The sequence below is a fragment of the Corynebacterium sp. NML130628 genome, assembly GCF_001875665.1.
Classification (GTDB): domain Bacteria; phylum Actinomycetota; class Actinomycetes; order Mycobacteriales; family Mycobacteriaceae; genus Corynebacterium.
Genome location: NZ_MLAL01000016.1, coordinates 260,739 through 286,055 on the forward strand (window position 1 = coordinate 260,739; position 25,317 = coordinate 286,055).

General features: G+C 55.8%; 24 protein-coding genes. 20 read left to right on the forward strand and 4 right to left on the reverse strand.

All coding sequences use genetic code 11. The features are described 5' to 3' along the window. Positions 1–41 precede the first annotated feature (41 nt). From thrS to BJP07_RS04290, 16 genes are all read left to right on the forward strand, one after another. Positions 42–2,111: a threonine--tRNA ligase gene (gene thrS, locus BJP07_RS04215; protein WP_071566207.1), complete on the forward strand. Its 2,070-nt coding sequence runs from the start codon at positions 42–44 to the stop codon at positions 2,109–2,111. A 20-nt stretch (positions 2,112–2,131) separates the two neighbouring features. Further along, entirely contained in the window at positions 2,132–2,683 is a 552-nt protein-coding gene (locus BJP07_RS04220; RefSeq protein WP_071566208.1) for an HIT domain-containing protein, read from the forward strand. Positions 2,684–2,687: 4 nt separating this feature from the next. Further along, positions 2,688–3,341 (forward strand): phosphatidylinositol phosphate synthase, encoded by a 654-nt coding sequence (gene pgsA / locus BJP07_RS04225; protein WP_071566209.1) that lies wholly within the window; start codon positions 2,688–2,690, stop codon positions 3,339–3,341. Positions 3,342–3,348: 7 nt separating this feature from the next. Next, a complete protein-coding gene (locus BJP07_RS04230; protein ID WP_071566210.1) occupies positions 3,349–4,245 on the forward strand; it encodes a phosphatidylinositol mannoside acyltransferase in 897 nt (298 codons plus the stop codon). Positions 4,246–4,252: 7 nt separating this feature from the next. Continuing rightward, complete coding sequence (locus BJP07_RS04235) at positions 4,253–5,350, forward strand: glycosyltransferase family 4 protein (RefSeq protein ID WP_071566211.1); 1,098 nt, start codon at positions 4,253–4,255, stop codon at positions 5,348–5,350. After that, positions 5,347–5,799 (forward strand): hypothetical protein, encoded by a 453-nt coding sequence (locus BJP07_RS04240; RefSeq protein ID WP_071566212.1) that lies wholly within the window; start codon positions 5,347–5,349, stop codon positions 5,797–5,799. Before BJP07_RS04235 ends, BJP07_RS04240 begins: the two co-directional genes overlap by 4 nt. 103 nt (positions 5,800–5,902) lie before the next feature. Continuing rightward, positions 5,903–6,655 (forward strand): YebC/PmpR family DNA-binding transcriptional regulator, encoded by a 753-nt coding sequence (locus BJP07_RS04245; protein WP_071566213.1) that lies wholly within the window; start codon positions 5,903–5,905, stop codon positions 6,653–6,655. A 107-nt stretch (positions 6,656–6,762) separates the two neighbouring features. Further along, entirely contained in the window at positions 6,763–7,293 is a 531-nt protein-coding gene (gene ruvC / locus BJP07_RS04250; RefSeq protein ID WP_143109672.1) for a crossover junction endodeoxyribonuclease RuvC, read from the forward strand. Positions 7,294–7,296: 3 nt separating this feature from the next. After that, on the forward strand, positions 7,297–7,908 hold the full coding sequence (gene ruvA / locus BJP07_RS04255) for a Holliday junction branch migration protein RuvA (RefSeq protein ID WP_071566215.1): 612 nt from the start codon (positions 7,297–7,299) through the stop codon (positions 7,906–7,908). 9 nt (positions 7,909–7,917) lie between these two features. Next, positions 7,918–8,997 carry a Holliday junction branch migration DNA helicase RuvB gene (gene ruvB, locus BJP07_RS04260; RefSeq protein ID WP_071566216.1) on the forward strand — a complete coding sequence of 360 codons (1,080 nt, stop codon included), beginning with the start codon at positions 7,918–7,920 and terminating at the stop codon, positions 8,995–8,997. 24 nt (positions 8,998–9,021) lie between these two features. Next, the gene (gene yajC / locus BJP07_RS04265; RefSeq protein ID WP_071566217.1) at positions 9,022–9,330 is read left to right on the forward strand and encodes a preprotein translocase subunit YajC; all 309 of its coding nucleotides are present in this window, start codon (positions 9,022–9,024) and stop codon (positions 9,328–9,330) included. Positions 9,331–9,490: 160 nt separating this feature from the next. Continuing rightward, the gene (gene secD / locus BJP07_RS04270) at positions 9,491–11,317 is read left to right on the forward strand and encodes a protein translocase subunit SecD (protein ID WP_071566218.1); all 1,827 of its coding nucleotides are present in this window, start codon (positions 9,491–9,493) and stop codon (positions 11,315–11,317) included. A gap of 2 nt (positions 11,318–11,319) precedes the next feature. After that, positions 11,320–12,492 (forward strand): protein translocase subunit SecF, encoded by a 1,173-nt coding sequence (gene secF / locus BJP07_RS04275; protein ID WP_071566219.1) that lies wholly within the window; start codon positions 11,320–11,322, stop codon positions 12,490–12,492. Positions 12,493–12,503: 11 nt separating this feature from the next. Then, on the forward strand, positions 12,504–14,093 hold the full coding sequence (locus BJP07_RS04280; RefSeq protein ID WP_071566394.1) for an ABC transporter substrate-binding protein: 1,590 nt from the start codon (positions 12,504–12,506) through the stop codon (positions 14,091–14,093). Between the two features lie 28 nt (positions 14,094–14,121). Continuing rightward, positions 14,122–14,670, forward strand: coding sequence for an adenine phosphoribosyltransferase (locus BJP07_RS04285; RefSeq protein WP_071566393.1), 549 nt, complete (start codon positions 14,122–14,124; stop codon positions 14,668–14,670). Positions 14,671–14,728: 58 nt separating this feature from the next. Further along, positions 14,729–16,969: a bifunctional (p)ppGpp synthetase/guanosine-3',5'-bis(diphosphate) 3'-pyrophosphohydrolase gene (locus tag BJP07_RS04290; protein ID WP_071566220.1), complete on the forward strand. Its 2,241-nt coding sequence runs from the start codon at positions 14,729–14,731 to the stop codon at positions 16,967–16,969. Positions 16,970–17,051: 82 nt separating this feature from the next. On the opposite strand, the gene BJP07_RS04295 is transcribed toward BJP07_RS04290, so the two are convergent. Further along, the gene (locus tag BJP07_RS04295; protein WP_071566221.1) at positions 17,052–17,369 is read right to left on the reverse strand and encodes a hypothetical protein; all 318 of its coding nucleotides are present in this window, start codon (positions 17,367–17,369) and stop codon (positions 17,052–17,054) included. A 123-nt stretch (positions 17,370–17,492) separates the two neighbouring features. Continuing rightward, a complete protein-coding gene (locus tag BJP07_RS04300) occupies positions 17,493–18,425 on the reverse strand; it encodes a peptidylprolyl isomerase (RefSeq protein WP_071566222.1) in 933 nt (310 codons plus the stop codon). Between the two features lie 120 nt (positions 18,426–18,545). Here BJP07_RS04300 and tpx point away from each other — a divergent pair, with 120 nt between their 5' ends. The 3 genes from tpx to hisS are packed head-to-tail and all read left to right on the forward strand — an operon-like array spanning position 18,546 to position 21,060. After that, complete coding sequence (tpx, locus tag BJP07_RS04305) at positions 18,546–19,043, forward strand: thiol peroxidase (RefSeq protein WP_071566223.1); 498 nt, start codon at positions 18,546–18,548, stop codon at positions 19,041–19,043. Between the two features lie 45 nt (positions 19,044–19,088). Next, entirely contained in the window at positions 19,089–19,733 is a 645-nt protein-coding gene (locus BJP07_RS04310; protein ID WP_071566224.1) for an MBL fold metallo-hydrolase, read from the forward strand. Between the two features lie 37 nt (positions 19,734–19,770). After that, the gene (gene hisS, locus BJP07_RS04315) at positions 19,771–21,060 is read left to right on the forward strand and encodes a histidine--tRNA ligase (RefSeq protein WP_071566225.1); all 1,290 of its coding nucleotides are present in this window, start codon (positions 19,771–19,773) and stop codon (positions 21,058–21,060) included. 6 nt (positions 21,061–21,066) lie between these two features. Here hisS and BJP07_RS04320 read toward each other — a convergent pair whose 3' ends face one another. Further along, positions 21,067–22,461 carry an L-serine ammonia-lyase gene (locus BJP07_RS04320; RefSeq protein ID WP_071566226.1) on the reverse strand — a complete coding sequence of 465 codons (1,395 nt, stop codon included), beginning with the start codon at positions 22,459–22,461 and terminating at the stop codon, positions 21,067–21,069. Positions 22,462–22,490: 29 nt separating this feature from the next. Beyond that, entirely contained in the window at positions 22,491–23,387 is an 897-nt protein-coding gene (locus BJP07_RS04325) for a neutral zinc metallopeptidase (protein ID WP_255365925.1), read from the reverse strand. Between the two features lie 120 nt (positions 23,388–23,507). Here BJP07_RS04325 and aspS point away from each other — a divergent pair, with 120 nt between their 5' ends. After that, positions 23,508–25,283 carry an aspartate--tRNA ligase gene (gene aspS, locus BJP07_RS04330; protein ID WP_071566395.1) on the forward strand — a complete coding sequence of 592 codons (1,776 nt, stop codon included), beginning with the start codon at positions 23,508–23,510 and terminating at the stop codon, positions 25,281–25,283. Positions 25,284–25,317: the final 34 nt, after the last annotated feature.

Consider the following 25,317-nt stretch of genomic DNA (forward strand, 5'->3'; position numbering starts at 1 on the left):
GGTATGACGTACCCCGACAAAGCGCAAAGGAGCGCACGAACATGACGAATAACGACCAAACCCACAACCCGGGACAGGCCTTCACAGTCCCGGCAAACACTCCTGCCGGTGTCGCAATGCGCGAGCTTGCTCTACCGAACAAGGGGCCGGAGGCGGTTGTCTGTGTGCAGTCTGCAGATGGAGAACTTAAAGATCTCTCATTCACTCCGGATGCGGACACCACCGTCACGCCTATTGCTGCAAACACTGAGTTGGGCAGGTCTGTGATTCGCCACTCGTGTGCTCACGTGTTGGCGCAGGCTGTACAAATTGAGTTTCCCGGAACAAAACTGGGCATCGGCCCAGCCATTGACGGCGGGTTCTACTACGACTTCGATGCGGCAGAGCCGTTTACCCCAGAAGACTTGAAGCTTCTCGAGCGCCGTATGAAGAAGATCATCAAGCAGGGGCAGAAGTTCGTTCGCGGGGTCTACCCGACGGCTGAAGCGGCGGCGGAGGATCTCGCAGACGAGCCGTACAAGCTTGAACTCGTACAGGATAAAGGAAACGTTGATCCGGACTCGGATGAAGCGACCGAAGTTGGCCACGGCGAGCTCACCCACTACGACAACGTGAATCCGCGTACGAACGATGTCGAGTGGCGCGACCTGTGCCGCGGTCCACACGTACCAACCACAAAGTACATCCCGGCATTCGCGCTGACTCGTTCGTCAGCTGCTTATTGGCGTGGAAACCAAAACAATGCGGGGCTGCAACGTATTTACGGTACGGCCTGGGAGTCGAAGGAGAAGCTCGATGAGCATATGCTGATGCTCGCTGAGGCGGAGAAGCGAGACCACCGCCGTTTAGGCAACGAACTTGACCTGTTCTCCTTCCCGGACGAAGTTGGATCTGGCCTGCCAGTGTTCCACCCGGACGGTGGAATCATCCGAATGGTCATGGAGGAGCATTCCCGTCAGCGTCACCTCGAGGCCGGCTACTCCTTCGTCAACACACCTCACTTGACTAAGGGAGAACTGTTTGAAAAGTCGGGACACTTGGACTGGTACGCGGATGGCATGTACCCGCCGATGCAGCTTGACGGCGAAACAGACGATGACGGCAATGTGACTAAGCAGGCGGTGGACTACTACGTCAAGCCGATGAACTGCCCGATGCATAACCTCATTTTCGACTCACGCGGACGTTCCTATCGTGAGTTGCCGCTGCGACTCTTTGAGTTTGGTACTGTGTACCGCTATGAAAAGTCGGGCGTGGTCCACGGTCTGACGCGTGCCCGCGGGTTTACCCAAGATGATGCGCACATTTATTGCACTGAAGAACAACTTGAGGACGAGCTGACGAGCGTACTGGAGTTCATCATCTCCTTGCTCAGGGACTACGGCCTCGATGACTTCTACTTGGAACTGTCCACCAAGGATCCCGAAAAGTACATCGGCGACGATGAGATCTGGGAGCGTTCCACGAATATCCTGGAATCAGTCGCTACCAAGTCCGGCTTGGAGCTTGTGCCGGACCCGGCCGGCGCAGCGTTTTATGGCCCGAAGATTTCGGTACAGGCACGTGACGCGATCGGCCGTACCTGGCAGATGTCCACCGTGCAGCTGGACTTCAACCTCCCTGAGCGCTTCGACCTTGAATACACCTCGCCTGACGGAAGCAAGAAGCGCCCAGTGATGATCCACCGTGCACTGTTCGGATCAATCGAGCGATTCTTCGGCGTACTGCTCGAGCACTATGCAGGCGCATTCCCGGCCTGGCTCGCACCTCACCAGGTTGTCGGCATTCCTGTTGCTGACGATTTCGCCGGGCATCTCGATGGTGTCATCCAACAGTTGCGGGCGCGAGGGATCCGCGCTGAGGTCGACCACTCGGACGACCGGATGCAGAAGAAGATCAGGACACATACAACCCACAAGGTGCCGTTCATGCTGCTGGCCGGCGCGCGCGACGTAGAAGCGAACGCGGTGAGCTTCCGCTTCCTCGACGGTACGCAAATCAACGGCGTCGGTGTTGACGAGGCCGTTGCGCTGATCACTAATTGGGTTAACGAGAAATTCAATGAGCACCCAACAAAAGAGTTGGTGGAACAGCGCCAGAGCGAGCAGTAGAAGGGGAGGGGCGCTCAAACATGTATGAGGACATTGGAGTTGGTGCTCCAGACAGGCTTCAGCGTCTTTGGGCGCCGTACCGTTCGAAGTACATCGCGTCAACGCCGCGCGATGAGAAGGGTTCATCTGATCCTTTTGTCCAGATCCCTTTGATGGATGATGAAGATGGCCTCATTGTGGCGAGGGGGAAGACTGTCTACGCAGTCCTCAACCTCTACCCGTACAATGCAGGACATATTTTGGTGGTGCCTTACCGTAAGGTGGCAGAGCTCGAAGCGCTTACCGCAGACGAGTCTGCAGAGCTGATGCAGTTTCTTACACTCGCGGTAAAAACCCTTAAGACTGTTTCAAACCCTGAAGCTATTAATGTCGGACTGAATCTCGGACGTGCCTCTGGCGGTTCAATTGGTGACCACTTGCATATGCACGTGGTACCGCGCTGGGCTGGTGACTCAAATTTCATGACCGTCATTAACGGTACGAAAGTGCTTCCGCAACTGTTGCGGGACACGCGAAAGCTGCTTGCCGAAGGTTGGAGAAAAGTTGCGACCGAGCAAACCGGAGAGGAGTAAGTAGATGCTCAGCGTACATGGGCGTAAACCTGCCGCCGTTGTCGTGGAGCCGTTGGCGGCCGCACTCCTCAAGATGGGGGTGACTCCGAATTGGACGACGCTCGGAGGCACGTTGCTCACCGTTCTGGTCGCGATCGTGCTTATTCCGAATGATCATCTTGTCTGGGCGGCTATTTTGAGCGGGCTATTCGCGGCATTCGATATGGTCGATGGGACAATGGCGCGTCTTCGTGGAGGGGGAACTGCATTCGGAGCCACGCTTGACGCGAGTTGCGACAGGATTACTGACGGGGCGCTTTTCGGCGCGATTGCGTTCTGGCTCGTGTACGTCGACCAAGCCTCTCCGGTGCATGTCGCTGTTTGTCTCGCAGTTCTTGTCCTCTCGCAGGTCATCAGCTATGTCAAAGCTCGTGCGGAGGCCGGGGGCATGAAGATCGTTGGAGGACTGGTTGAGCGGCCGGAACGTCTACTGATCGGGCTTGTCGCATTGGGGCTGGAAGGGCTCGGGGTTCCGTACGCAATTGAATGCGGTCTCTGGCTGTTGTTCTTCGGTTCGGCCTACACAGTTGTGCAGCGCCTTGTTATCGCGGCAAAGGATCCCGCGGCGAAGCGTCAGATCGCAGCGCCAGCAGGAGCGAAGACTTTCGACGCTAGCTAAGGTCGAGATGCGCATACAAACGTTGAAGAATGAGTGTGCCTTCTGCGGCTATTGGCTGGGGTGGAAGTTGCTATCGTTGCTGCCGTACCGGCTGGCGTACCGCATTATGATGCTATTTGCGGACGTTTATACGCGTAACGGCAAACAACCCGAGCAGCTCAGGAAGAACCTTTCGCGTGTGGTCGGGCCGGAAAACGTCACCCGCTCGCTAGTGAAGAACTCGATGCGGTCGTATATGCGGTACTGGCTTGAGGTGTTCTGCTTACAGAGCGTCATTTCCGATGAGAATTTCTACGAAAGCTACACCGTATCGATACAGGGGATTGAGCATCTGGATGCAGCGATTGAGCGTGGCGAGGGAGTAATTCTCGCTCTTCCCCATTCCGGCAACTGGGATCTGGCAGGCGCATGGTTTGCTCATCGGTATGGCCGGTTTTCTACTGTCGCCGAGCGCCTCAAACCTGAAAAGCTTTACGAAGCATTTGTAGATTTTCGGCGAAGCTTGGGTATCGACGTCATTCCATTAAAGGGGGCGTCGAAACCTCCGTTGAAGTTGCTCGAAGATGTTCTCGACATGGGCGGGGTTGTCTGTTTGCTCGCGGATCGGGACCTCGGGGGCCATGGGGTGCCTGTCGACTTTTTCGGAGAACAGACGACGATGCCAGCCGGAGCCGCAGTCTTAGCTGAAAGGACTGGTGCGACATTGCTCGGAGTTCATAGCGCCTACGAGGCCTTTGGCGACACGAGTAGTTGGGTGACCCGCGTTTCTGCCCCGATCGTTGAGGACTCAGTTGAAGACAGAGTAGAGCAGCTCGCGGTTTGGTTCGAGCAATGCGTCGCGGAGTATCCGGAAGACTGGCATGTGCTCCAACCGTTTTGGATTGCGGACCGAAAGAGGAGGTAAGCCAGGAATGAAAGTCGGCATCGTATGCCCATATTCTTTTGACGAACCTGGTGGTGTTCAAGCGCATATCCTTGACCTAGCGCAGTCGCTGCTGCAACAGGGACACGAGGTTGAAGTACTTGGACCTGCACGTGAAGATGCAGCACTTCCTACGTATGTAACGAAGGGTGGGCGTTCGATACCTATCCCTTACAACGGATCCGTCGCGCGTTTGGCGTTTGGCAGAAAAGTTATAAAGAAGACGCGCGAGTTCGTGCGTGACGGTGACTTCGATGTGTTGCATATTCATGAGCCGAACTCTCCAAGCTATTCGCTTACAGCTCTCGTGCTGGCTTCGGGGCCGATCGTGGCGACCTACCATACATCCACGACGGGGTCTCGAGCTCTACGGTTGGCTTTGCCTTTTTTGCGCAAGTTTTTAGAAAAGATTCGAGGAGGAATTGCCGTCAGTGAGCTTGCTCGTCGATGGCAAGTCGAGCAAATTGGCGTCGATCCAATTGTCATTCCTAATGGTGTCGATACGAGGAAGTTCGTAGCGGCGCGGCGAGTAGCGGAGGAGAACAGTGAGGAACCGGTTCAGATCGCTTTCTTGGGCCGTATCGACGAGCCCCGGAAAGGACTGTCGTTGCTGCTTGAAGCGTTCGCCAATCTCAAAGGGCACGCCGAGCTCACCGTGATTGGTGGAGGTGAGCCGCAAGCAATCCCAGGTGTGCATTTTGTTGGTCGCGTAAGTGAAGAGGAAAAGGCGAGGTTGCTTGGGGCAGCAGATATCTTCGTCGCGCCCAACACCGGGGGCGAATCCTTCGGCATTGTTTTGGTAGAGGCAATGGCTGCCGGCTGTGCAGTAGTTGCTAGCGATCTCGAGGCTTTTTCGTTGGTGTGTGATGCTGAGGCTCCTGATCCAGCAGGAATTCTTTTCCCATCGGGCGACGTTGTTGAACTAACGAAGGCATTGCAGGCGTTGGTTGACGACCCAGATGCTCGCTTGAAGTTGGGGAAGCGCGGACAGCGACGCGCAGAGCAGTACGACTGGTCGACTGTCACTGCGCAGATCATGACAGTGTACGAAGCTGTATCCGTTGGAGAAAAGGTGACGCTCGCATGACAACTACTGTGCTCGTAGTACTTGCTGCTTTCATTACCTTGTTTCTTGCCTGGGCCTATTTCACGGCACAACGACTGCACCGCCTCCATATCCGGCTTGATCGCTCCCGCGACGCACTGGAGGCTGCCTTAGACCAACGTTGTGTAGTCATTATGGCGCTCCATCCGGATCTCCGAGATGCGTGTAGGAGCGTCGAATCCCTGCGATTGACACCAACCGAGGTGGAGCCTCGTCTGCGCGCCGAACAAGATCTGCGCAGACGTGTAGGGGAACAAGAAGGGGATGCTTCCAACGACATAGATGCTGCGGATACTCGGGTAGCAATCGCACTGAGGTTTTATAACGATGCTGTGAGTGATGTCCGCTCGTTGCGTTTGCGGCCAGTGGTACGCCTACTGCGCTTGGGCGGCACTGCGGCCCTGCCTTCGTTCGCCTCGCTCTCGTTATAGCGCCGCAGGAAAGCTGTGGTTCTGCAGCTCAGGTCGTTCGGGCGTATAGTAGGTTGACGTTCAATTACTAGTTGTTAACAGGATTTAAGCGAAGGGATGCCGGATGTCTGGCCACTCAAAGTGGGCTACTACTAAGCACAAGAAAGCCGCTAACGATGCAAAGCGCTCCAAACTCTGGGCGAAGATGATCAAGGATATTGAGGTGGCAGCACGGACTGGTGGCGGCGATCCCGCTGCGAATCCGACGCTCGATGACATGATCAAGAAAGCCAAGAAGGCGTCCGTGCCTAACGACAACATCGAGCGTGCGCGCAAGCGTGGGTCAGGAGAAGAAGCCGGCGGATCTAACTGGGAGTCGGTTATGTACGAGGGCTACGGCCCTAACGGTGTTGCCCTGTTAATTGAGTGCTTGACGGATAATCGTAACCGTGCAGCTACTGAGGTCCGCACCGCGATGACTAGGAACGGCGGCAATTTAGGCGAAACAGGTTCTGTCGGCTACATGTTCAACCGAGTCGGTGTGGTTACGGTTGCCAAAAAAGACCTTACTGAGGACGATGTCCTATTGGCAGTGCTGGATGCAGGCGCCGAAGAGGTCAATGACCTTGGCGAAGAATTTGAGGTTACGTGTCAGCCGACTGATCTTTCAGCAGTACGAGAAGCACTAGTCGAAGCTGGAATCCAGGTAGAAGGCTCGGAGCAGGACTTCCGCGCCGACGTAGAAGTGGAGCTGGATGTTGCTGGTGCTGAGAAGAACCTCAAGCTTATCGATGCTCTTGAGGACTCCGATGACGTTCAGAATGTCTACTCGAATATGTCTATTTCGGACGAGGTAGCTGCGCAGGTCGAGCTGTAGGCGTTTAGCCAGTGTTTTAACCACCATTCGCTGCGGCGGGTGGTGGTTCTTTTTGAAAATGTGGTAGAACATATGTGCCAGTACAGTCTGCGGTGAAAGGACACATGGTGAACCTTCAAGGTTTACGGATAATGGGGATAGACCCGGGTTTGACCCGCTGTGGACTTTCGGTTGTTCAGGCCGGGCGGGGACGGCAGGTCATTCCGATCGCGGTTGGTGTCGCTCGCACTCCGTCCGATGTGGATCTCGCCGAGCGCCTTCTGCGTATTTCGCGGTCCGTATCTGACTGGATGGATGAGTACAAGCCGGATGTTGTCGCGATGGAGCGAATTTTTGAACGCAGTAACGTTTCAACAGTGATGCATACCGCGCACGCGGTGGGGGTGATGGTTCTCGCTGCAGCCGAACGCGACATCCCTGTATATATGTACACCCCATCGGAAGTAAAGAAGTCTGTGTCCGGTAATGGCCGGGCTGATAAGAAGCAGATGACTACGATGATTACACGTATCCTTGGCTTAAGCGAGCCACCAAAACCGGCGGATGCAGCCGATGCGCTGGCGATTGCCGTGTGTCATTGCTGGCGCGCGCCGTTACTTGCAAGAGCTTCCGCCTACGAAACACTCAGAAAGAGCTAGAACATGATTGACTCCCTTCACGGTGAAGTACTTTCGATTGGCCTCGATCATGCGGTCATTGGTTGCGGAGGCGTTGGGTACCGATTCTTGGCGACGCCACCAACCCTCGGACGTCTCAACCGTGGGGAGCACGCGGATGTTGTCACGGCTCTCGTTGTTCGCGATGACGGCATGACGCTATTTGGGTTCGCGGATGAGGATTCACGAACAATGTTTCACAAGCTCCAAACGGTCAGCGGTTTAGGACCGAGGCTTGCGATGGCCTCCTTGGCCGTCTTTAGCCCAGGGGAGTTGGCAGAGCTCATTGCGTCTGGAGATGCAAAAAAGATTCAAACGATTCCTGGCGTCGGTAAGAAGATGGCGGAGCGAATAGTGTTAGAGCTGAAGGACAAGGTCGCTGGGCTGTTTGAAGTCGAGGGAGATGCAAATCTGGGTCCTAGCGCGCCAGTCTCTTCGGCGTCAGGCGTCAGGGAACAGATCGTAGAGGCTTTGATTGGGCTTGGTTTTACCGAACGCGGCGTGCGGTCGGTGGTTGAGTCGTTGGTTACCGATCAGCCGGATGCGGACCCATCAAGTCTGCTGCGCGAAGCACTGAGAACACTGTCGAAAAAGTAAGTTGCCACTATGTCTGACGTTGAGAAAACTGTATTTCAGTTGCCCGATGACCTTTCGCGCCCCGATGGGGCACCTGTCAGTGTCAACGCGCACAATGATGAGCATGATATCGAGCGTTCTCTAAGGCCGAAGTCGCTTCACGAATTCATTGGGCAACCAAAGGTACGCGAACAGCTCAGCCTCGTCCTTGCGGGAGCGAGCCAGCGAAATGTAACGCCCGACCATATTTTGTTGTCGGGGCCTCCTGGTTTGGGGAAGACGACGATGGCGATGATCATTGCTCAGGAGCTCGGGACATCCCTACGCATGACATCAGGGCCAGCGCTTGAACGAGCTGGGGACCTTGCCGCAATGTTATCGAACCTCATGGAGGGCGATGTGCTCTTCATTGATGAGATTCACAGGATTGCGCGGCCTGCAGAAGAGATGCTTTATATGGCGATGGAGGACTTTCGCATTGACGTGATTGTGGGAAAGGGCCCCGGTGCGACGTCAATTCCGCTGGAAATCCCACCGTTTACTTTGGTGGGAGCAACGACACGCGCCGGTATGCTCACTGGACCATTGCGAGACCGATTCGGATTTACTGCGCAGATGGAATTCTACGAGGTGTCTGACCTCCGCCACGTCGTAGAGCGGGCCGCGAAGATTCTTCACGTGGAGATCGATCGTGATGCGGCAGTGGAAATCGCTTCCCGTTCACGTGGCACACCGCGTATCGCCAATCGGCTGTTGCGCCGAGTTCGTGATTGGGCGGATGTACACGGCAGCGGGAAGATAGACATTCAGGCTGCACGCTCAGCGTTGGAAGTTTTCGACGTTGACGAACTGGGGCTCGACAGGCTTGATCGGGCTGTCCTGAATTCATTAATTCGAGGGCACGGTGGTGGGCCGGTTGGCGTCAATACTCTTGCGATTGCAGTGGGTGAAGAGCCATCCACTGTCGAGGAAGTGTGCGAGCCCTATCTCGTTCGAGCCGGGCTGATGGCGCGGACTGGAAGAGGTCGCGTCGCAACTGCGGCTGCATGGCAGCACCTGGGGATCGATCCGCCACCAGATGCGCTTGGGCAAGTGGGTATTTCGTCGTAGTTGGGAGTATGCCAAGATGGAGCTATGGAATTTATCCTTATTTTGCTCGTCCTATTGGTGTTCATGCTGCCGTCTATGTTGATGATGCGGAGCCAGAAGAAGCGTCAACAACAGGTCCAGGAAATGCAGGCGTCCATCCAGCCTGGTGACCACGTTGTGACGGTATCTGGCCTCCACGGCTCCGTCGTTGCTGTAGAAGATACGTCGCTTCGTGTCGAGATCGCCCCGGGGGTCGAGGTCCGAATGGAGACCGCCGGAATTATGAAGCGCGACTCGATCGAGAGTGTTGTCGAAGAAACTCTGCTGGACGAGGTAGACCAACGGCCAGAGTAGGTCGTGCTTAAGACACGAAGCACACAGTCGAGCTGTCTTTACCGATATAGCAATTGATGACGTACGATAAACCGATGTGCGCCACACCCCGCTTTCCCAAAAGCTTTGGGCGAAGCGGGGTGTGGCAGTGAAACAACGGAGAAATAGAGGAGTTAGCTCGGTGTCCAAGAACACTCAGCGTTCCGGCGAATTGAGATCAAAGCGGAAGTGGCCTGCGCGCGCGCTGGCGCTTTTTGCGCTCATCGTCATTGGCGTGTACTCATTAGTATTTTTCACGGGCGATAGGTCCGCAACCCCGAAGCTCGGGATTGACTTGCAGGGAGGTACTCGCGTGACGCTCGTGCCTCAAGGAGACGAGCCAACCCGTGATCAGCTCGAAGAGGCGCGAAATATTCTTGAGAAGCGCGTGAACGGCATGGGGGTTTCTGGCGCAACTGTCGTAGTGGATGGTAATACGCTTGTGATTACGGCCGCAGGCGACGATACCTCAGAGGTTCGTAATATCGGCCAAACGTCACAGCTGTTGTTCCGCCCGGTAATGCAGCCGCCTGCACCTGCTGTAGATACGATCGGTGAGGTTTTCGCTACGACCGCGAGTGACTGGGTGAAGTATGGAATCCTGACTGCCGATCAAGCGAAAGCAATTGGTGAACAGGTGAAGAAACAAGTCGGGGAACAAGGCCAAAACATCGACATCCCGACAATTGACGCGAAGCCACTGCCCGAGCCGAACGGTCCAGTAGAATCGGCAGAGCGCAGGTCAGACCAGACCGACATGCTGAAAGCAACCCGCCAGTCGGAGGATCCTACGCAACAGTTCGTTGCGATGTCGCTGATGAGCGCACTCTGTGCTGTACAACCCATCGACCCATTGGCAGGTACCGACGATGAAGCGTCGCCACTTGTAGCGTGTGATCCGTCATCGGGTCAGGTGCTACTGCTTGACGAGGTTCCGCTGCTTGCCGGTGTCACTGACACCGACGGGCCACGACTTACCGGCGAACAGATCGACACTGGCCGCACGATCACTGGCGGATTCAACCCGCAGTCGAGCCAAATGGAGATCAACTTTGCGTTTAGCCAGGCGGGCGAGTTCAACGGCTCATCTACGTGGGCGCAGCTTACGAGTGAGATGATTGGCCAGCAGATTGCGATCACGCTGGATTCTCAGATCATTTCTGCACCGGTTATCCAAGGCGCAACGCCTGTCGGCTCGGCTACCTCCATTACTGGCAACTTTAGCCAGGAGGAGGCTGAAAGCCTCGCGAACAACCTGCGATACGGTGCTCTTCCGCTGTCGTTTGCTGGTGAAAACGGCGAGCCTGGTGGCACAGCGATGACGGTTCCACCGTCACTCGGCTTGGCGTCGTTGCAGGCAGGCTTCTATGCAGGCATTGTCGGCCTGTTGTTGGTGGCAATCTTTGTATTCTTCTACTACCGTCTTTACGGATTTATTTCGCTGGCCACACTCTTCTTCGCCGGCCTGTTGGTTTACGGCTCGCTGGTACTGCTTGGCCGCTGGATCGGCTACTCGCTGGACCTGTCGGGCGTCGCTGGTCTGATCATTGGTATCGGTACCACGGCCGACTCTTTCGTTGTTATCTACGAGCGCATTAAGGACGAAGTTCGCAAGGGGAAGACGTTCCGTTCTGCCACAGCCTCCGGTTGGGACCGAGCCAAAGATACCATTATTACGGGTAACATGGTGACCCTTATCGGCGCGGTCATTATTTACTTCCTCGCCGTCGGCGACGTGAAGGGCTTCGCGTTCACGATGGGCCTGACCACAGTATTCGACTTGCTTGTGACGTTCTTGGTCACAGCCCCGCTGATGATTTTCGCTTCTCGATCCAACTTCTGGTCGAAGCCGGCAGTCAACGGTATGACCAAGGTGTTTACTGCAGCGCAGCATGATAAGGACTTGAGCGAAAAAGCGCCCCTAGACGAGGCTGTTGAGGCCGCGTCGGAAAGTATTGAGGTGAAGTAACAATGTCGTCTTCGCAAATTGAAACAGTTGCTTCCGTCGTACCGACCGTGAAGGAGCCTGGGCGCTGGGAGCGTTTGTACACAGGTGACGCAGCGATCGACTTCGTCGGGCGCCGTAAGCTTTGGTATGGCATCACCATGGCGTTGGTTGTCATCTCCCTGCTTGCGATGCTTGTCCGCGGCTTTAATCTCGGTATTGACTTCGAAGGTGGCACTAAGCTTTCGATGCCAGCAGATGACTTGGTCGCAGCAGAGGTGGAGGAAACGTTTATTGACGCTACTGGCGTTACTCCCGAATTGACTCAGATTGTCGGCGCTGGCGATGCCCGGACACTCGAAATTAACGCAGAGCACTTAAGCCAAGAGCAGATTGACCAGGCCCGCCAGGCGATTTTTGAAAAGCACCACACCAAGAACGCTGAAGGGGAAGTCTCCGCTGATGCAATCGGCGATTCGACAGTTTCAGAATCGTGGGGTGACACAATCACCAAGCGCATGCTGATCGCGATGTTGGTATTCCTCGTCGCGGCTGCTGTGTACGTAGCTGTTCGGTTGCAGCGCGAGATGGCGATTGCGGCGATGGCTGCACTGATCATCGATGGCATTTTGATTGTCGGTTTCTACGCCCTCTTCGGTCTGGAGATCACTCCCGCAATGATCATCGGTCTGCTTACTGTACTGACGTTCTCGATTTATGACACCGTTATTGTCTTCGACAAGGTCAAAGAAAATACGAGCGGTGTGCTTGATTCGCGTCGATCAACATACGCAGAGGAAGCAAACCTAGCGGTGAATCAGACCGTTATGCGCTCGATTTCCACCTCCGTCATTTCTGCGCTGCCGATCGTCGCGCTGATGGTTGTTGCTGTGTGGATGCTCGGCGTAGGTACGCTGCGTGACTTGGCGTTGATTCAGCTCATCGGTGTTATCGAAGGTATTTTCTCCTCGCTGTTCCTTGCAACTCCTTTGCTCGTTACGCTTATGGAGCGAAAGCGTGCCTACAAGGAGCACAATGTCGAAGTGGAGCGGTACCGTTCCGGCGACATCGAGGACGAAGAGGTGGGGACTACGGTCAAGCCGAAACGTACAGTCGATACCCTGTCCAGAAGCTCCGCTGATGGCGTGGAGACTGAAGAGACGCCGTCGATGAGTACATGGCGGCCATCGACCCGCTGAGTTGTCCGGATATGAATAAGGTATTCTCCCACGCCGTTGCTGTGCTTGCTACTGCATGTCTTGTAACGGCGTGTTCTGCTGGCGGAAGCTCATTGAATTCAAATAGTGAAGAATTCGGCTATCAAGTACAGGGCCCGTTGACAACGGTCAACGCAGGTAGTGCGAAGGGGCACTCGACGCTGTCCCAAGAGCTTTCTGGTCGCCTTTATCCAGGTGTTTACGTTCCGGGGCCGAATGGCCAGATGATCCCTAACGCCGACCTCGTGAAGACGCAGGTGCTGCCGGGGGATCGTCGGCAAGTTGTCTATACGATCTCCGACGCCGCGGTGTTTTCAGATGCTACTCCAGTGACATGCAATGATTTTCTGCTCACATTCACTGCTGGAAAACTTCCGGAGCTCTTTGGCTCCTGGATGCCGCTTTTTGACGACGCCGACACGCTGACGTGCGCACCGGGCTCTAAGACGTTTACCTTGACGATGAAAGAAGACAGGGGCGCTCGATGGCGTGATCTCTTCGAGCCTGGAACGGTGCTGCCTTCTCATGCAGTCGCCGCGCGCGTGGGGATGGCACCGGACGAAATGGCCGGAGCCCTGGCCGCTCAAAATCCAGTGCAACTTCGTAGCATCGCCGAAGTCTGGCAGCACGGTTTCGATCTGAGCGAGTACGACCCGGAGCTTCAAGTGTCGTTCGGACCGTACAAAATTGAAACTGTCGGGCAGGACGGCGAAGTAGTGCTCGCGGCGAATGATTCGTATTACGGGGACGCCCCAGCTTTAAAGAAGATTGTTGTCTGGCCTGGAACCGCGGATGCTGGTGAATTGGTCAAGTCAGGTGGTCTGCGGATTGGAAACCTCGCAGAGCCTGCCCCAAGTTGGTACGACGTCAATGCAGAAAACGAGCCAGTGGATGTGACGAACGTCGTAGGCGAACTCACTGATGCACTGGTGATGGCACAGTCGGGTCCTTGGGCAGACCCTGAGCTGCGAAGGGCACTCGCGCATTGCGTGAATCCACGTGAGGTTGCGCTAACTTCCGCGAAAATGTCGGGACTCGAGGTTGACGACGCACCCGTGCAGGTCGTGGCGCATGGTGACCCTTTGGCGTCGAAAATTCAAAACATTGGGGATGCAGCAACAGCTTATGACGTTGAGAAAGCGCGCGTCGCTGCCGGCACCGTGCTTCGGATTTCGACGCCGATTCGTTCGGCTCGGATGTCGGCAATGATTCAAACGATTCATGCCCAGTGCCAGCCGGCAGGCATCGACGTCGTTGATCAATCAGATAACCTCGCGACTTTGGCCGATCTTCCCGGATATGCATTCAACGAAGAAGGCCAGGTCGTAGAGAAAGCGGGCACGATTGATGCGCTTCTTATGCCAATCGATGCCCAAGTCGAATATCCCGCAGCCAACAATCGGGTCCAGGACCTGGACGCACTGCGGAGCCAGGAAAAATGGCTCTGGAACGAGATCCCCATCCTGCCGCTCGCGGCACAGCCAAGAGCATTTGCCATCGATCAACGTGTCGGCAACGTCGTGGCCTACACCGGTCTTTCGGGAATCGGTTGGAACATGGATCGATGGACCATAGATGATTAATCAAGTGAAGCTTTTCAAGGAGACCTCCATGCACGATTCAGACGGAACATTCGAGAACGCCAAGCACGCGCTTCGTGAGAAGATCCGTAAAGTGCCCGACTTCCCAGAGGAAGGCGTGCTGTTCGAAGACCTTACTCCGGTGCTGGCGGATGCAGAAGCATTGCGCGTTGTCATCCGGGAAATGGCGCGCGTGTCTGAGAAGCTCGGCGCGGATCTTGTGGGCGGACTGGATGCTCGGGGTTTCTTGCTGGGGTCTGCCGTTGCCTATGAGATGGGCGTCGGCATCCTTGCGATCCGAAAGAAGGGGAAGCTGCCTCCACCCGTGATTACTCAAGAGTATGAGACTGAGTACAGTACCGCCGCTCTTGAGATTCCAGCTTCCGGGATCGACCTCATGGGGAAAAAGGTTGTCCTTGTCGATGATGTGCTTGCCACCGGAGGAACTCTTTCTGCAGCAACCGATTTAATTCAACGCGCAGGTGGTAGCGTTGTTGGATATGTAGTAATGCTCGAGGTACAAGGCCTGGACGGTAGAAACCGCTTGGGAGATGTCCCCGTGGTAGTGCTCGACCAATAGGAGAGTTTGGAGGCGGACTGTGGCTCAAGAAAAGGCACCGAAGAGAAATGCGCCGACGATGCGCAGCGTGTCCGCAATACTGGCTCGATCACTGACCGGTGGAGCACGGGTCCGGAGCAACCCTGTGCTGGACCCGCTGTTATCGATCCACCGTCGACACCACCCAAAATGCGACGTCGCATTGTTGAACCGAGCGTACGAGACAGCTGAACAGCTGCATGATGGTGTCTTTCGAAAATCAGGGGACCCATACATCACGCACCCTCTGGCCGTGGCAACAATTTGCGGTGAGATTGGCATGGATACGACAACGCTCGTGGCAGCGTTGCTCCATGACACAGTGGAGGATACTGACTACACGCTTGAGCAATTAACAGCAGATTTTGGCCCTGAAGTTGCTCGCATCGTTGATGGCGTCACCAAGCTCGACAAAGTCGCACTCGGTGCGTCCGCAGAAGCAGAGACGATCCGCAAGATGATCGTTGCGATGGCCGAGGACCCTCGAGTTTTGGTGATTAAAGTTGCCGATCGCCTCCATAACATGCGCACGATGCGCTTCCTGCCGCCTGAGAAGCAAGCAAAGAAGGCACGGGAAACATTAGACGTTATTGCGCCTCTTGCGCACCGCCTCGGAATGGCGACGGTCAAGTGGGAACTCGAAGACCTAGCGTTCGCAATTCTTTACCCGAAGAAGTATGAAGAAATCGTGCGGCTCGTCGCTGACCGGGCTCCCTCGCGAGATAGGGCGCTCGCCGAAATTATTCAAGAGCTGCAGACCGAGCTGAAATCGAATGGGATCGATGCCGAGGTCATGGGTAGGCCGAAGCACTACTGGTCTATTTATCAAAAGATGGTAGTGAGAGGCCACGAGTTTGACGAGATCTTCGATCTCGTCGGTGTACGCGTGCTAGTCGATAACCTCCATGACTGCTATGCCGCAGTTGGTGTAGTGCACGCGATGTATTCCGCGATGCCAGGCCGATTTAAAGACTATATCTCGAACCCAAGGTTCGACGTTTACCAGTCGCTGCATACGACCGTGATGACGAACAGCGGCAGAGCTCTCGAAGTGCAGGTACGCACGCATGAGATGCACTACAACGCCGAGTTCGGTGTGGCCGCGCATTGGCGATACAAAGAGACCAAAGGGTCGCATAAGGGCGACCAAGCTGAGGTTGACCAAATGGCTTGGATGCGCCAGCTGCTCGATTGGCAAAAGGAAGCATCGGACCCGAACGAGTTTCTTGATTCACTGCGCTACGACTTAACGAGCAAGCAGATTTTCGCTTTCACGCCACATGGTGATGTGGTGAACCTACCTGCCGGCTCAACACCGGTTGACTTCGCGTATGCGGTCCATACCGAAGTAGGGCACCGTTGCGTAGGCGCAAAGGTCAATGGAAAGCTCGTCGCGTTGGAATCTCAACTTCAGAACGGCGACCGGGTCGAAATCTTTACTTCTAAAGACCCAAATGCTGGTCCTTCCCGCGACTGGCAAGAGTTCATCGTGTCTCCACGAGCGAAGACGAAGGTGCGTCAGTGGTTTGCGAAAGAACGGCGTGAGGAACACTTAGAAGTTGGTCGCGATGCACTTGCAGCTGAGGTACAGCGAAGTGGTTTGCCACTCCATAGGCTTTTTACGCCGGAGTCTATGCGCAGCATTGCCAAGAGGCTGCGCTACGCAGATGTAGACGCTCTGTACACCGCAATTGGTGCAGGAAATGTGTCTTCAAGACACGTTGCAAAGCTGCTGGTCGACCAGTTTGGCGATGCCGAAGATGCAGCAGATGTACTAGTAGACCGGACTCCTCACTCTAAGATTCAACGCCCTGAACCTTCAGGCAATACCCCGGTGGTGTTGGTCCAGGGCAGCCCGGATGTAATGGCGAAGTTCGCAAACTGTTGCCAGCCGGTGCCGGGGGACGAAATCTTCGGATTTGTCACTCGAGGTGGAGGCGTTTCTGTGCACCGCACGGATTGTACAAACGCGAACAAGCTTAAAGAAGAACCCGAGCGGCTGATCGAAGTTTCGTGGTCTGGGGTTGGCGGCGCTCAGGGCATCTCGATCGTGACCGTGCAGGTGGAAGCTCTTGACCGGCATGGCCTCCTCGCGGAACTCACCGGTGTAATGTCTGAACAAAAATTGGCAATCCTATCGCTGTCCTCACAGGCGAAGGAAGACCGTATTGCCACGATTCGGTTCAGCTTCCAGGTTTCGGACACGAAGCAGCTAGCCTCTGTGATGAACCTGATCCGCAACGTTGAAGGTGTGTTCGACGTTTATCGCGTGGGCGTATAGAAAACTGGGCTTACCCGCTCAAAGGTAAGCCCAGTTTGATGCGTTAGCAGTCGACGCCAGTCCAGCGCCTGGCCGACAAGTGTTACTTACGCAGGTGCTTGTCCAAGAACGCGAACAGGGTGCCGAGTGCACCGATTACTGCGGTGAACACTGCGATCCAGTCACGGATTTCAGCTGGGGACATGTCCTTGACGGAGGAGGATCCCTCGTCACTCGACTGATCCTTTGGAGCCGGCTTCGGAGTGTTCTTCTTCACCGTCGGTGCCGGGGTGCTGGTGGTAGTAGAAGCCGACTTGCTGGTCGTGGTTGGGGTGGTTTCTGCAGCCTCAGCCGCAGCAACGCCAGAAGTTGCGACAGCTACAGCAGTGGCTGCTGCGAGAATACCTTTACGGAAGTTCATGAATTTTCCAATCTGACGGGATTGACAAATGTACGAGTGCAAACTCTAGCTGGCTTCAAGACGTTTTGCAATACTTTGAGGAGCCTGAAAACTGCTTCTGTGCAGCTTAAAGTCAATTGTATGCTAGCTGACTGTTGCCGATTTGATGTGTACCTCTTCAGCTGGGGCGCCGTCCTGACCGCCACCCTCAACGCCCTTTTCGGCAATCTTGTCAAGGGTGTTCAACCCGTCTTCGGAGATCTGACCAAAGTATGTGTAAAGAGGCGGCAGTACAGAGTCACCGTAGTTCAGGAAGAACTGGGAGCCGTTGGTGTCCAGACCCGCGTTTGCCATAGCGATGGTGCCGCGTGCGTACTTTTGTGGGTTCTGCTGGAGCTCCATTTGCTTCATCTGCTCCGCTTCCTCTGGCGATGCGCCTTCTGGGGCGGACGTGTTCGAGAGTGCTTTCAGTGCCTCGTCAGTAGGAAACTCGTTTGCGAACTGGAATCCAGGTCCGCCGCTGCCGATGCCGGTGGGGTCACCACACTGCAACACTTTAAGACCGTCACCATCAGTTAAGCGGTGGCAGACGGTGTCATTGAAGTACCCAGCAGAGGCGAGGTGCTCAATAGCGTTTACGGTACAAGGTGAGACTGAGCGGTCAAGCTCCATTCCGATAGGGCCGGCGCTTGTGTCGAGTTCGACGTTCACTGTGCCAGTCGTCGAGACATTATCCGTTTTGGGTAGGTCGACCTTGGCGTCGCCCTGTGCCTCGTCTGCGTTGTACTGGCAAGAAACGGTTTCGGGCAATGCCTCTGCCCGTTTTGTTGCGATTGCCTCGTAGTTGTTCGCGTCAAACTCACTTGCAGCTGCGCTTTCTTCCGTGGAGCTTTGCGCTTCGGTGGAGCTATCGCCATCTTGGTTTGCGAGGAAGTAGATGCTCCCGCCCAGGGCAGCGATAACAACCGCGGAAAGTGCCGCGATTGACCAAGGCTTGGAGTTCTGCTTGCGGTCACGTGAATTGAGTTCACGCTCAAGGTGTTTGAGGGCTTCTTGTCCGCGCTCTTTGTTGCTCAACGTTGTACCTCTATTCTGACTAGTTGATTGGGAAATACTAGCAGGTGTTACTGTACCCGGCTTATTCTGCGGTGAATTGTGCGCCTGCTGGCTGGCCGTCGTTCATGTAGTGTCGTGTGCATGGCTAAGGTATTTTTTCAAGGAAATGAAACACAAACATCTGGCTCGCTTCCAAAGGTGGGGGATACGCTTCCTGACGCAGTCCTCGTAGCAGGAGATCTTTCGGAAAAGGCGTTGGGAGACTACCAGGGTAAGCGTTTGGTGCTGAACATCTTCCCGTCGCTCGACACTGACGTGTGCGCAAAATCTGTTCGTGCGTTTAACGAGCTTGCTGGTTCAGCTGAAAACACTGCAGTGCTTTGCATCTCTCGGGACTTGCCGTTTGCCCAGCAGCGTTTTTGCGCAGCAGAGGGAATTGAAAATGTTGAAGCATTGTCCGCATTCCGTTCCGATTTTGGCGAGGCCTTCGGCCTGACGCTTGAAGGCTCCCCGCTCAAGGGCTTGCTTGCACGAGCTGTCATCGTCACGGATGCAGATCATCGAGTAACACACGTTGAGCTGGTTGAGGAGATCACGAACGAGCCTGATTACTCGGCTGCGGAGGCCGCCCTTTCCTAGAAGCAAGGGCAGGAAAACGTGGCGCGAGCTGGGGGAGGTAGAGCATTGCGAATTCTAGGATTATCGTCGGGCCCGTTCCAGACGAATTGTTACATCATTGTTGACGACTCTGCGGAGCGTGCCTGCCTCGTTGACGCAGGCATGGGAACGCACCAGATTGTCACCCGCGTCCTTGAAGAAGAAGGATTGACTCTCGAGGCGATCTTTCTTACACACGGTCACATAGATCACACAAGGGATGCTGCGATGTTCGGAGTTCCTGTGTTTATCCACGAGGCGGACGCGTTCATGCTCGATCATGGGCGCGGGCTTTCTGCTTCAACGCTCCAGCTATTCGACGCCGCTTCGATGTCGGCTGTGTCAGATCTTCGAACGTTTAGTACCGACGGTGGCGTCGGCTTGGCTGGGTTTAGCTTTGAGGCGATCCACGCACCTGGCCACTCACCCGGTAGCGTGCTGTACCAAATGGGCGACGTCGTGTTTTCCGGCGACGTAGTTTTTGCGGGTTCGGTAGGGCGGACTGACCTGCCTTACTCTGATCCGGAAGCCATGAAGGCCTCGTTGTCCGGTCCCGTGTGGGCGATTGATGATCAGACAAGTTTGCTCCCCGGACATGGGCCAGCCACCACGATGGAACACGAACGAACGAGTAATCCCTTTCTTCTAGAGGTGCGTGAGCAAGAGCTCTAGCTGCGGTGGTGGCTGAGAACAGCTAGACTCGGTCTCCGTGAGTGATTCCAAGAAACCCCAAGCACAGAAGTTCCAGGCATTGAGCGCTCCCAAAGGAGTCTTAGAGTATGTGCCTCCTGCATCGTCGAAGTTCCTTTACGTTCGAGATTCTTTCGTACGGCAGGCGCACCTAGCGGGTTTCCAGCACATCGAGCTCCCGGTATTTGAAGATACAACGCTGTTCGCGCGTGGTGTGGGGGAGTCGACAGATGTTGTTTCGAAGGAAATGTATACGTTCGCAGATCGTGGTGGGCGTTCAGTCACTCTGCGTCCTGAGGGCACCGCGGGCGTCATGCGAGCGGTGATCCAGCACAATCTCGACCGAGGTTATCTGCCGGTGAAACTGAACTATGCAGGGCCGTTTTTCCGGTATGAGCGACCGCAGGCGGGTCGCTACCGTCAGCTTCAGCAGGTAGGTGTGGAAGCGATTGGCGTCGACGACCCGTTGCTCGATGCTGAAATTATTGCACTGGCGGACCGTTGCTACAGGAGCGTGGGACTGAAAGGTTTCCGCCTTGAGCTGACGAGCCTTGGCGATCACACCTGCAGGCCCGCGTACCGCGAAAAGCTCCAAGCGTTTCTGAAGAAGCTACCGTTGGATGAGGAAACGCAACACCGCGTAGAAATCAATCCTCTCCGTGTGCTGGATGATAAGCGTCCGGAGGTGCAGGAGCTGTTAGTTGATGCACCTTTGATGCTCGATCACCTCTCGGACGTGTCTCGCGAACACTTTGAGACAGTCACCGGCGTGCTTGAGGATATGGGAGTTCCGTTTGTCATTAATCCGCGCATGGTACGTGGCCTGGATTATTACACGAAAACCACCTTCGAGTTTGTACACGACGGCCTTGGTGCACAATCGGGAATTGGTGGCGGTGGCCGCTACGACGGGCTGATGGCGCAGATCGGTGGCCAGGACCTATCGGGAATCGGATTCGGCCTTGGCGTCGATAGGACCGTACTCGCGCTAGAGGCAGAGGAAGTCGCCTTGCCCGACCTGGACCGTCGCGTTGATGTGTTCGGCGTGGCTATTGGCGAGGACGCCCGCCGCAAGATGAGTTCGCTTATCGACGAGCTTCGCGCCGCAGGTATATCGGCAGATATGGCGTACGGGGGCCGTGGTTTGAAGGGGGCGATGAAGGGGGCCGACCGTGCTGGTGCCCGTTTCGCGTTGGTGCTCGGTGACCAAGAGCTGGCGAACGGGGAGGTGGCTGTCAAAAATCTTGAGAGCCACGAGCAGGTTGCTGTTGCACTTCAGGCAACGTCAGTTATCCAGGCAGTGAGCTAGCAGGTATTAGCATTCGGTGATGTTTACCGGGAGGCCGAGCTGGATAGCGAGGCCTCCCGTTGACGTTTCTTTGTACTTGCTCATCATGTCGCGCCCGGTGGCGGCCATGGTCTCGACTACATCATCGAGTGTCACCTTATTGGTGCCATCGCCGAGCTTCGCGAGGCGCGCTGCATTGATTGACTTCACGGCTCCGATGGCGTTTCGCTCGATACAAGGAATCTGTACCAGCCCTGCAACTGGGTCGCACGTCAATCCAAGGTTGTGCTCTAGCCCGATTTCGGCGGCGTTTTCTATCTGCTGAGGAGTTCCACCCAAGATTGCGCACATACCTGCTGCCGCCATTGATGATGCGGACCCAACCTCGCCTTGGCATCCAACCTCGGCGCCGGAGATCGAGGCGTTCGTTTTGATGATGGCGCCGATTGCACCAGCGGTCAAGAGAAACTCATGTGCCGCATCCCGATCAAAATTATCGGTGAAGTCTCGGCAGTAGTGCATGACTGCTGGGATGATCCCTGCTGCCCCATTCGTCGGGGCGGTGACAACACGCCCGTGAGCGGCGTTCTCCTCATTCACTGCGAGTGCGTACAGGTTCACCCATTCCATCGCGTCTAGGCCACGAGATGCAGATGCCTTGTATTCGGCCGTCAATAAGCGGTGGAGACGTGGTGCCCGTCTAACGACAGACAGCCCACCCGGCAGCTCACCTTCAGTTTTTAAGCCGTGTGCCACGCACTCCTGCATCGTGTTCCAAACAGCGTCGAGGTGTTCATCCACGGTTTTCTTGCCGTGGATGGATTCTTCGTTGGCGCGCACAAGGTCTGCGATGGAGAGCTGATGGGTTGCACACTGCTGCATCAACGACGCACTGTCAGAAAATGGGTAGTGCACGGTCACTGTATCGCGTACCGTCGCAACACCGGCTTGATCGCGTTTCGCTTCCATTTGTGTGCGGTCGAGAATGAATCCACCACCCACGGAATAGTACTCCTTGCGCGATGCGATACGAACGCCTTCGGCGTTCCAGGCATCGAAAATGAGACAGTTTGGGTGATTCGCAACGGGCACCGGGTTCATCGCGATCTCGTAGTCCAGTTCACGATCCGGTCCCTTGATATGTCCGTGTTCCGAAATGGGGTCCCCAGGAAGTGGCCTGGTGTCGGCGGATGTTGTGAGAGGAGTGTAGCCGACGAGCCCCAATAGCACGGCGCGGTCAGTGCCGTGGCCCACACCGGTTGCGGCGAGGGAGCCTCGTAGCTCAACTTTCACCGCGGCGGGGGCTTCACTTAACCCTTCGATGAATGCAAGTGCTGCGCGCATTGGGCCCACCGTATGCGATGACGATGGGCCAATTCCGATGCTGAACAAATCAACGACGCTAACTGCATTGTGTGGCATGCGCGCGATGTTACATCACAAGGAAAAATTTATCCGTTGTAGACTCCACGGTTGAGCGTGTCACAGGCAGACATTTTGCCGCTCTGGTAGCCGGACATGAACGCGGTTTTACGCTGTTCAGAAGACCCGTGTGTCCAGGTGTCAGGGTTGACGTCACCGCCGGAGCGACGCTGGATGTTGTCGTCTCCGATTGCCTGGGCAGTTTCAATTGCGGCGATGACGTCTTTTTCTGTAAGCGGCTCAAGCAAGGCGTTTTCGCCTTTATCGGCGTAGTGAGCCCACACGCCGGCGTAGCAGTCGGCCTGCATTTCAATAGCGACGGCCGCAGAATCCTCACCAGGATCGTTGTAGTTGCTCAGCCCGAGCGTCCCCTCTATCTGCTGGACATGGTGTCCAAACTCGTGGGCTGTGACGTACATCTGTGTGAATGGTGCGTCATTACCGCCAAGCGCATTGAGCTGCTCAAAGAAGGTGGTATCAAAATATGCGGTTTGATCGACGGGGCAGTAGAACGGTCCTGTAGCCGAAGAAGCATACCCGCAACCGCTTTGGGTGGCGTCGCGGAACAATACGAGGCCTGGCTCCGTGTAATCGAGCCCGGCCTGCTCCGGCAAGAGTGTCTTCCACACTCTATTAACGGAGACTCCGGCAGCTTCAACTCTGCAGTCGTCGTATTTGTTCGCAGCGTTGTCCTCGTTGCAATGTTCCAAGGAGTAGCTGGAGTCCGGCTCCGTTTCAGAAGGGGATTGCTCGATAAGGTCAGCTGGGTTCCCGCCAAGTGCGATAAAGAGGACAATAAGTACAAGGCCGCCGAGGCCGCCGCCTGCGGCGATTGGGACGCCACGCCGTCCGCCCGAGCCAGTCTTTGCGTAGCCACTACCGCGCTGATAATTGCTGTTGAACGTCATGGGACAAGCATGCCACAGACATAGGCCTTTATGGGGAGTTGATGCAGACTTTGGACCCGCTCCTTTGCACGCGGGCGAAAGGGAGTACACTTTCAACAGTTAATGTTGTACCTCACGTGGAAGGACGTGGAACAGACTGTGCTGCGCACTCATCTCGCGGGCGAACTCCGCAAAGACCTTGAAGGACAAACCGTCACGCTGGCTGGTTGGGTAGGCCGTAGGCGCGACCACGGTGGCGTTATCTTTATCGACTTGCGTGACCGCTCTGGCTACGCACAGGTGGTTTTTAGGGAATCGGATGTCGCGGAAGCCGCGCACGATCTGCGAAGCGAGTACTGCATTCAGGTCACCGGTGTAGTTGAACCTCGCCCAGAAGGCTCTGCAAACCCGAACTTGGCTTCGGGCGAGATTGAGGTCAACGTTTCGGAATTGACGGTGCTGAACAAGGCAGCTGCGTTGCCATTCCAGATTGAGGATGCTTCCTCCAACGAGGTTGGTGAGGAAACACGCTTGAAGTACCGGTACCTCGACCTTCGTCGCGAGCGTCAAGCTGAGGCACTTCGTTTGCGTGCAGCGGCGAACCGTGCAGCGCGCAAGGTACTGGACGCCAATGACTTCACCGAAATTGAAACGCCAACCTTGACCCGTTCCACGCCGGAAGGGGCTCGAGACTTCCTTGTTCCGGCGCGTCTGCGCCCGGGGTCTTGGTACGCGCTGCCGCAGTCCCCGCAGCTGTTTAAACAGCTTTTGATGGTCAGCGGTATGGAGCGTTACTACCAGATTGCTCGTTGCTATCGCGACGAAGACTTCCGCGCAGACCGTCAGCCAGAATTCACACAGCTTGATATTGAAGCAAGCTTTGTCGATCAGGACGACATCATTGCGCTCGCCGAACAGGTCGTCGTGGAGTTGTGGAAGCTAATTGGCTACGAGATCACTACTCCAATCCCACGTATGACCTACATGGATGCGATGGAGAAGTACGGTTCGGACAAGCCGGACCTGCGCTTCGACATCCAGCTGGTGGATTGCACCGAGTTCTTCAAGGACACGACGTTCCGCGTCTTCCAGAATGAGTACGTTGGCGCCGTTGTTATGGAAGGTGGCGCCTCTCAGCCTCGCCGCCAGCTCGATGCTTGGCAGGAATGGGCTAAGCAGCGCGGTGCGAAGGGCTTGGCGTACATCCTCGTGCAGGACGACGGTGAGCTTGGGGGACCCGTCGCAAAGAATATTACTGCAGAAGAGAAGGCCGGTATTGCGGCGCACGTTGGGGCGAAGCCCGGCGATTGCATTTTCTTTGCAGCAGGCGATGCGAAGAGTGCGCGGGCGCTGCTCGGCGCAGCACGCGGTGAGATTGCCCGTAAGCTTGGCCTGATTAAGGAAGGCGACTGGGCATTCACCTGGGTAGTCGACGCCCCGATGTTCGAGCCGTCTGCTGATGCTACTGCTTCCGGCGACGTTGCTCTTGGACATTCCAAGTGGACCGCTGTGCACCACGCCTTCACTTCGCCGAAGCCAGAATTCAAGGCTGACTTCGAAAAAAACCCAGGCGAGGCCCTCGCTTATGCTTACGACATCGTTTGCAATGGCAACGAGATCGGTGGCGGTTCTATCCGTATCCACGAGCAGGATGTGCAGCAGCGTGTCTTTGAGGTCATGGGCATTACCGAGGAAGAAGCGAAGGAGAAGTTCGGCTTCCTGCTCGAGGCATTCGCATACGGTGCTCCACCACACGGGGGTATTGCGTTCGGCTGGGACCGTATTGTGTCCCTGCTCGCTGGCTTTGATTCAATTCGCGATGTCATCGCGTTTCCGAAGTCTGGTGGTGGCGTCGACCCATTGACGGATGCTCCTGCTCCAATTCCAGACGAGCAGCGTAAGGAAACGGGCGTCGATTTCAAGCCGAAGAAGTAGCGTGGGTCTTGCGCGCGGTTGAGCGAGCATAATT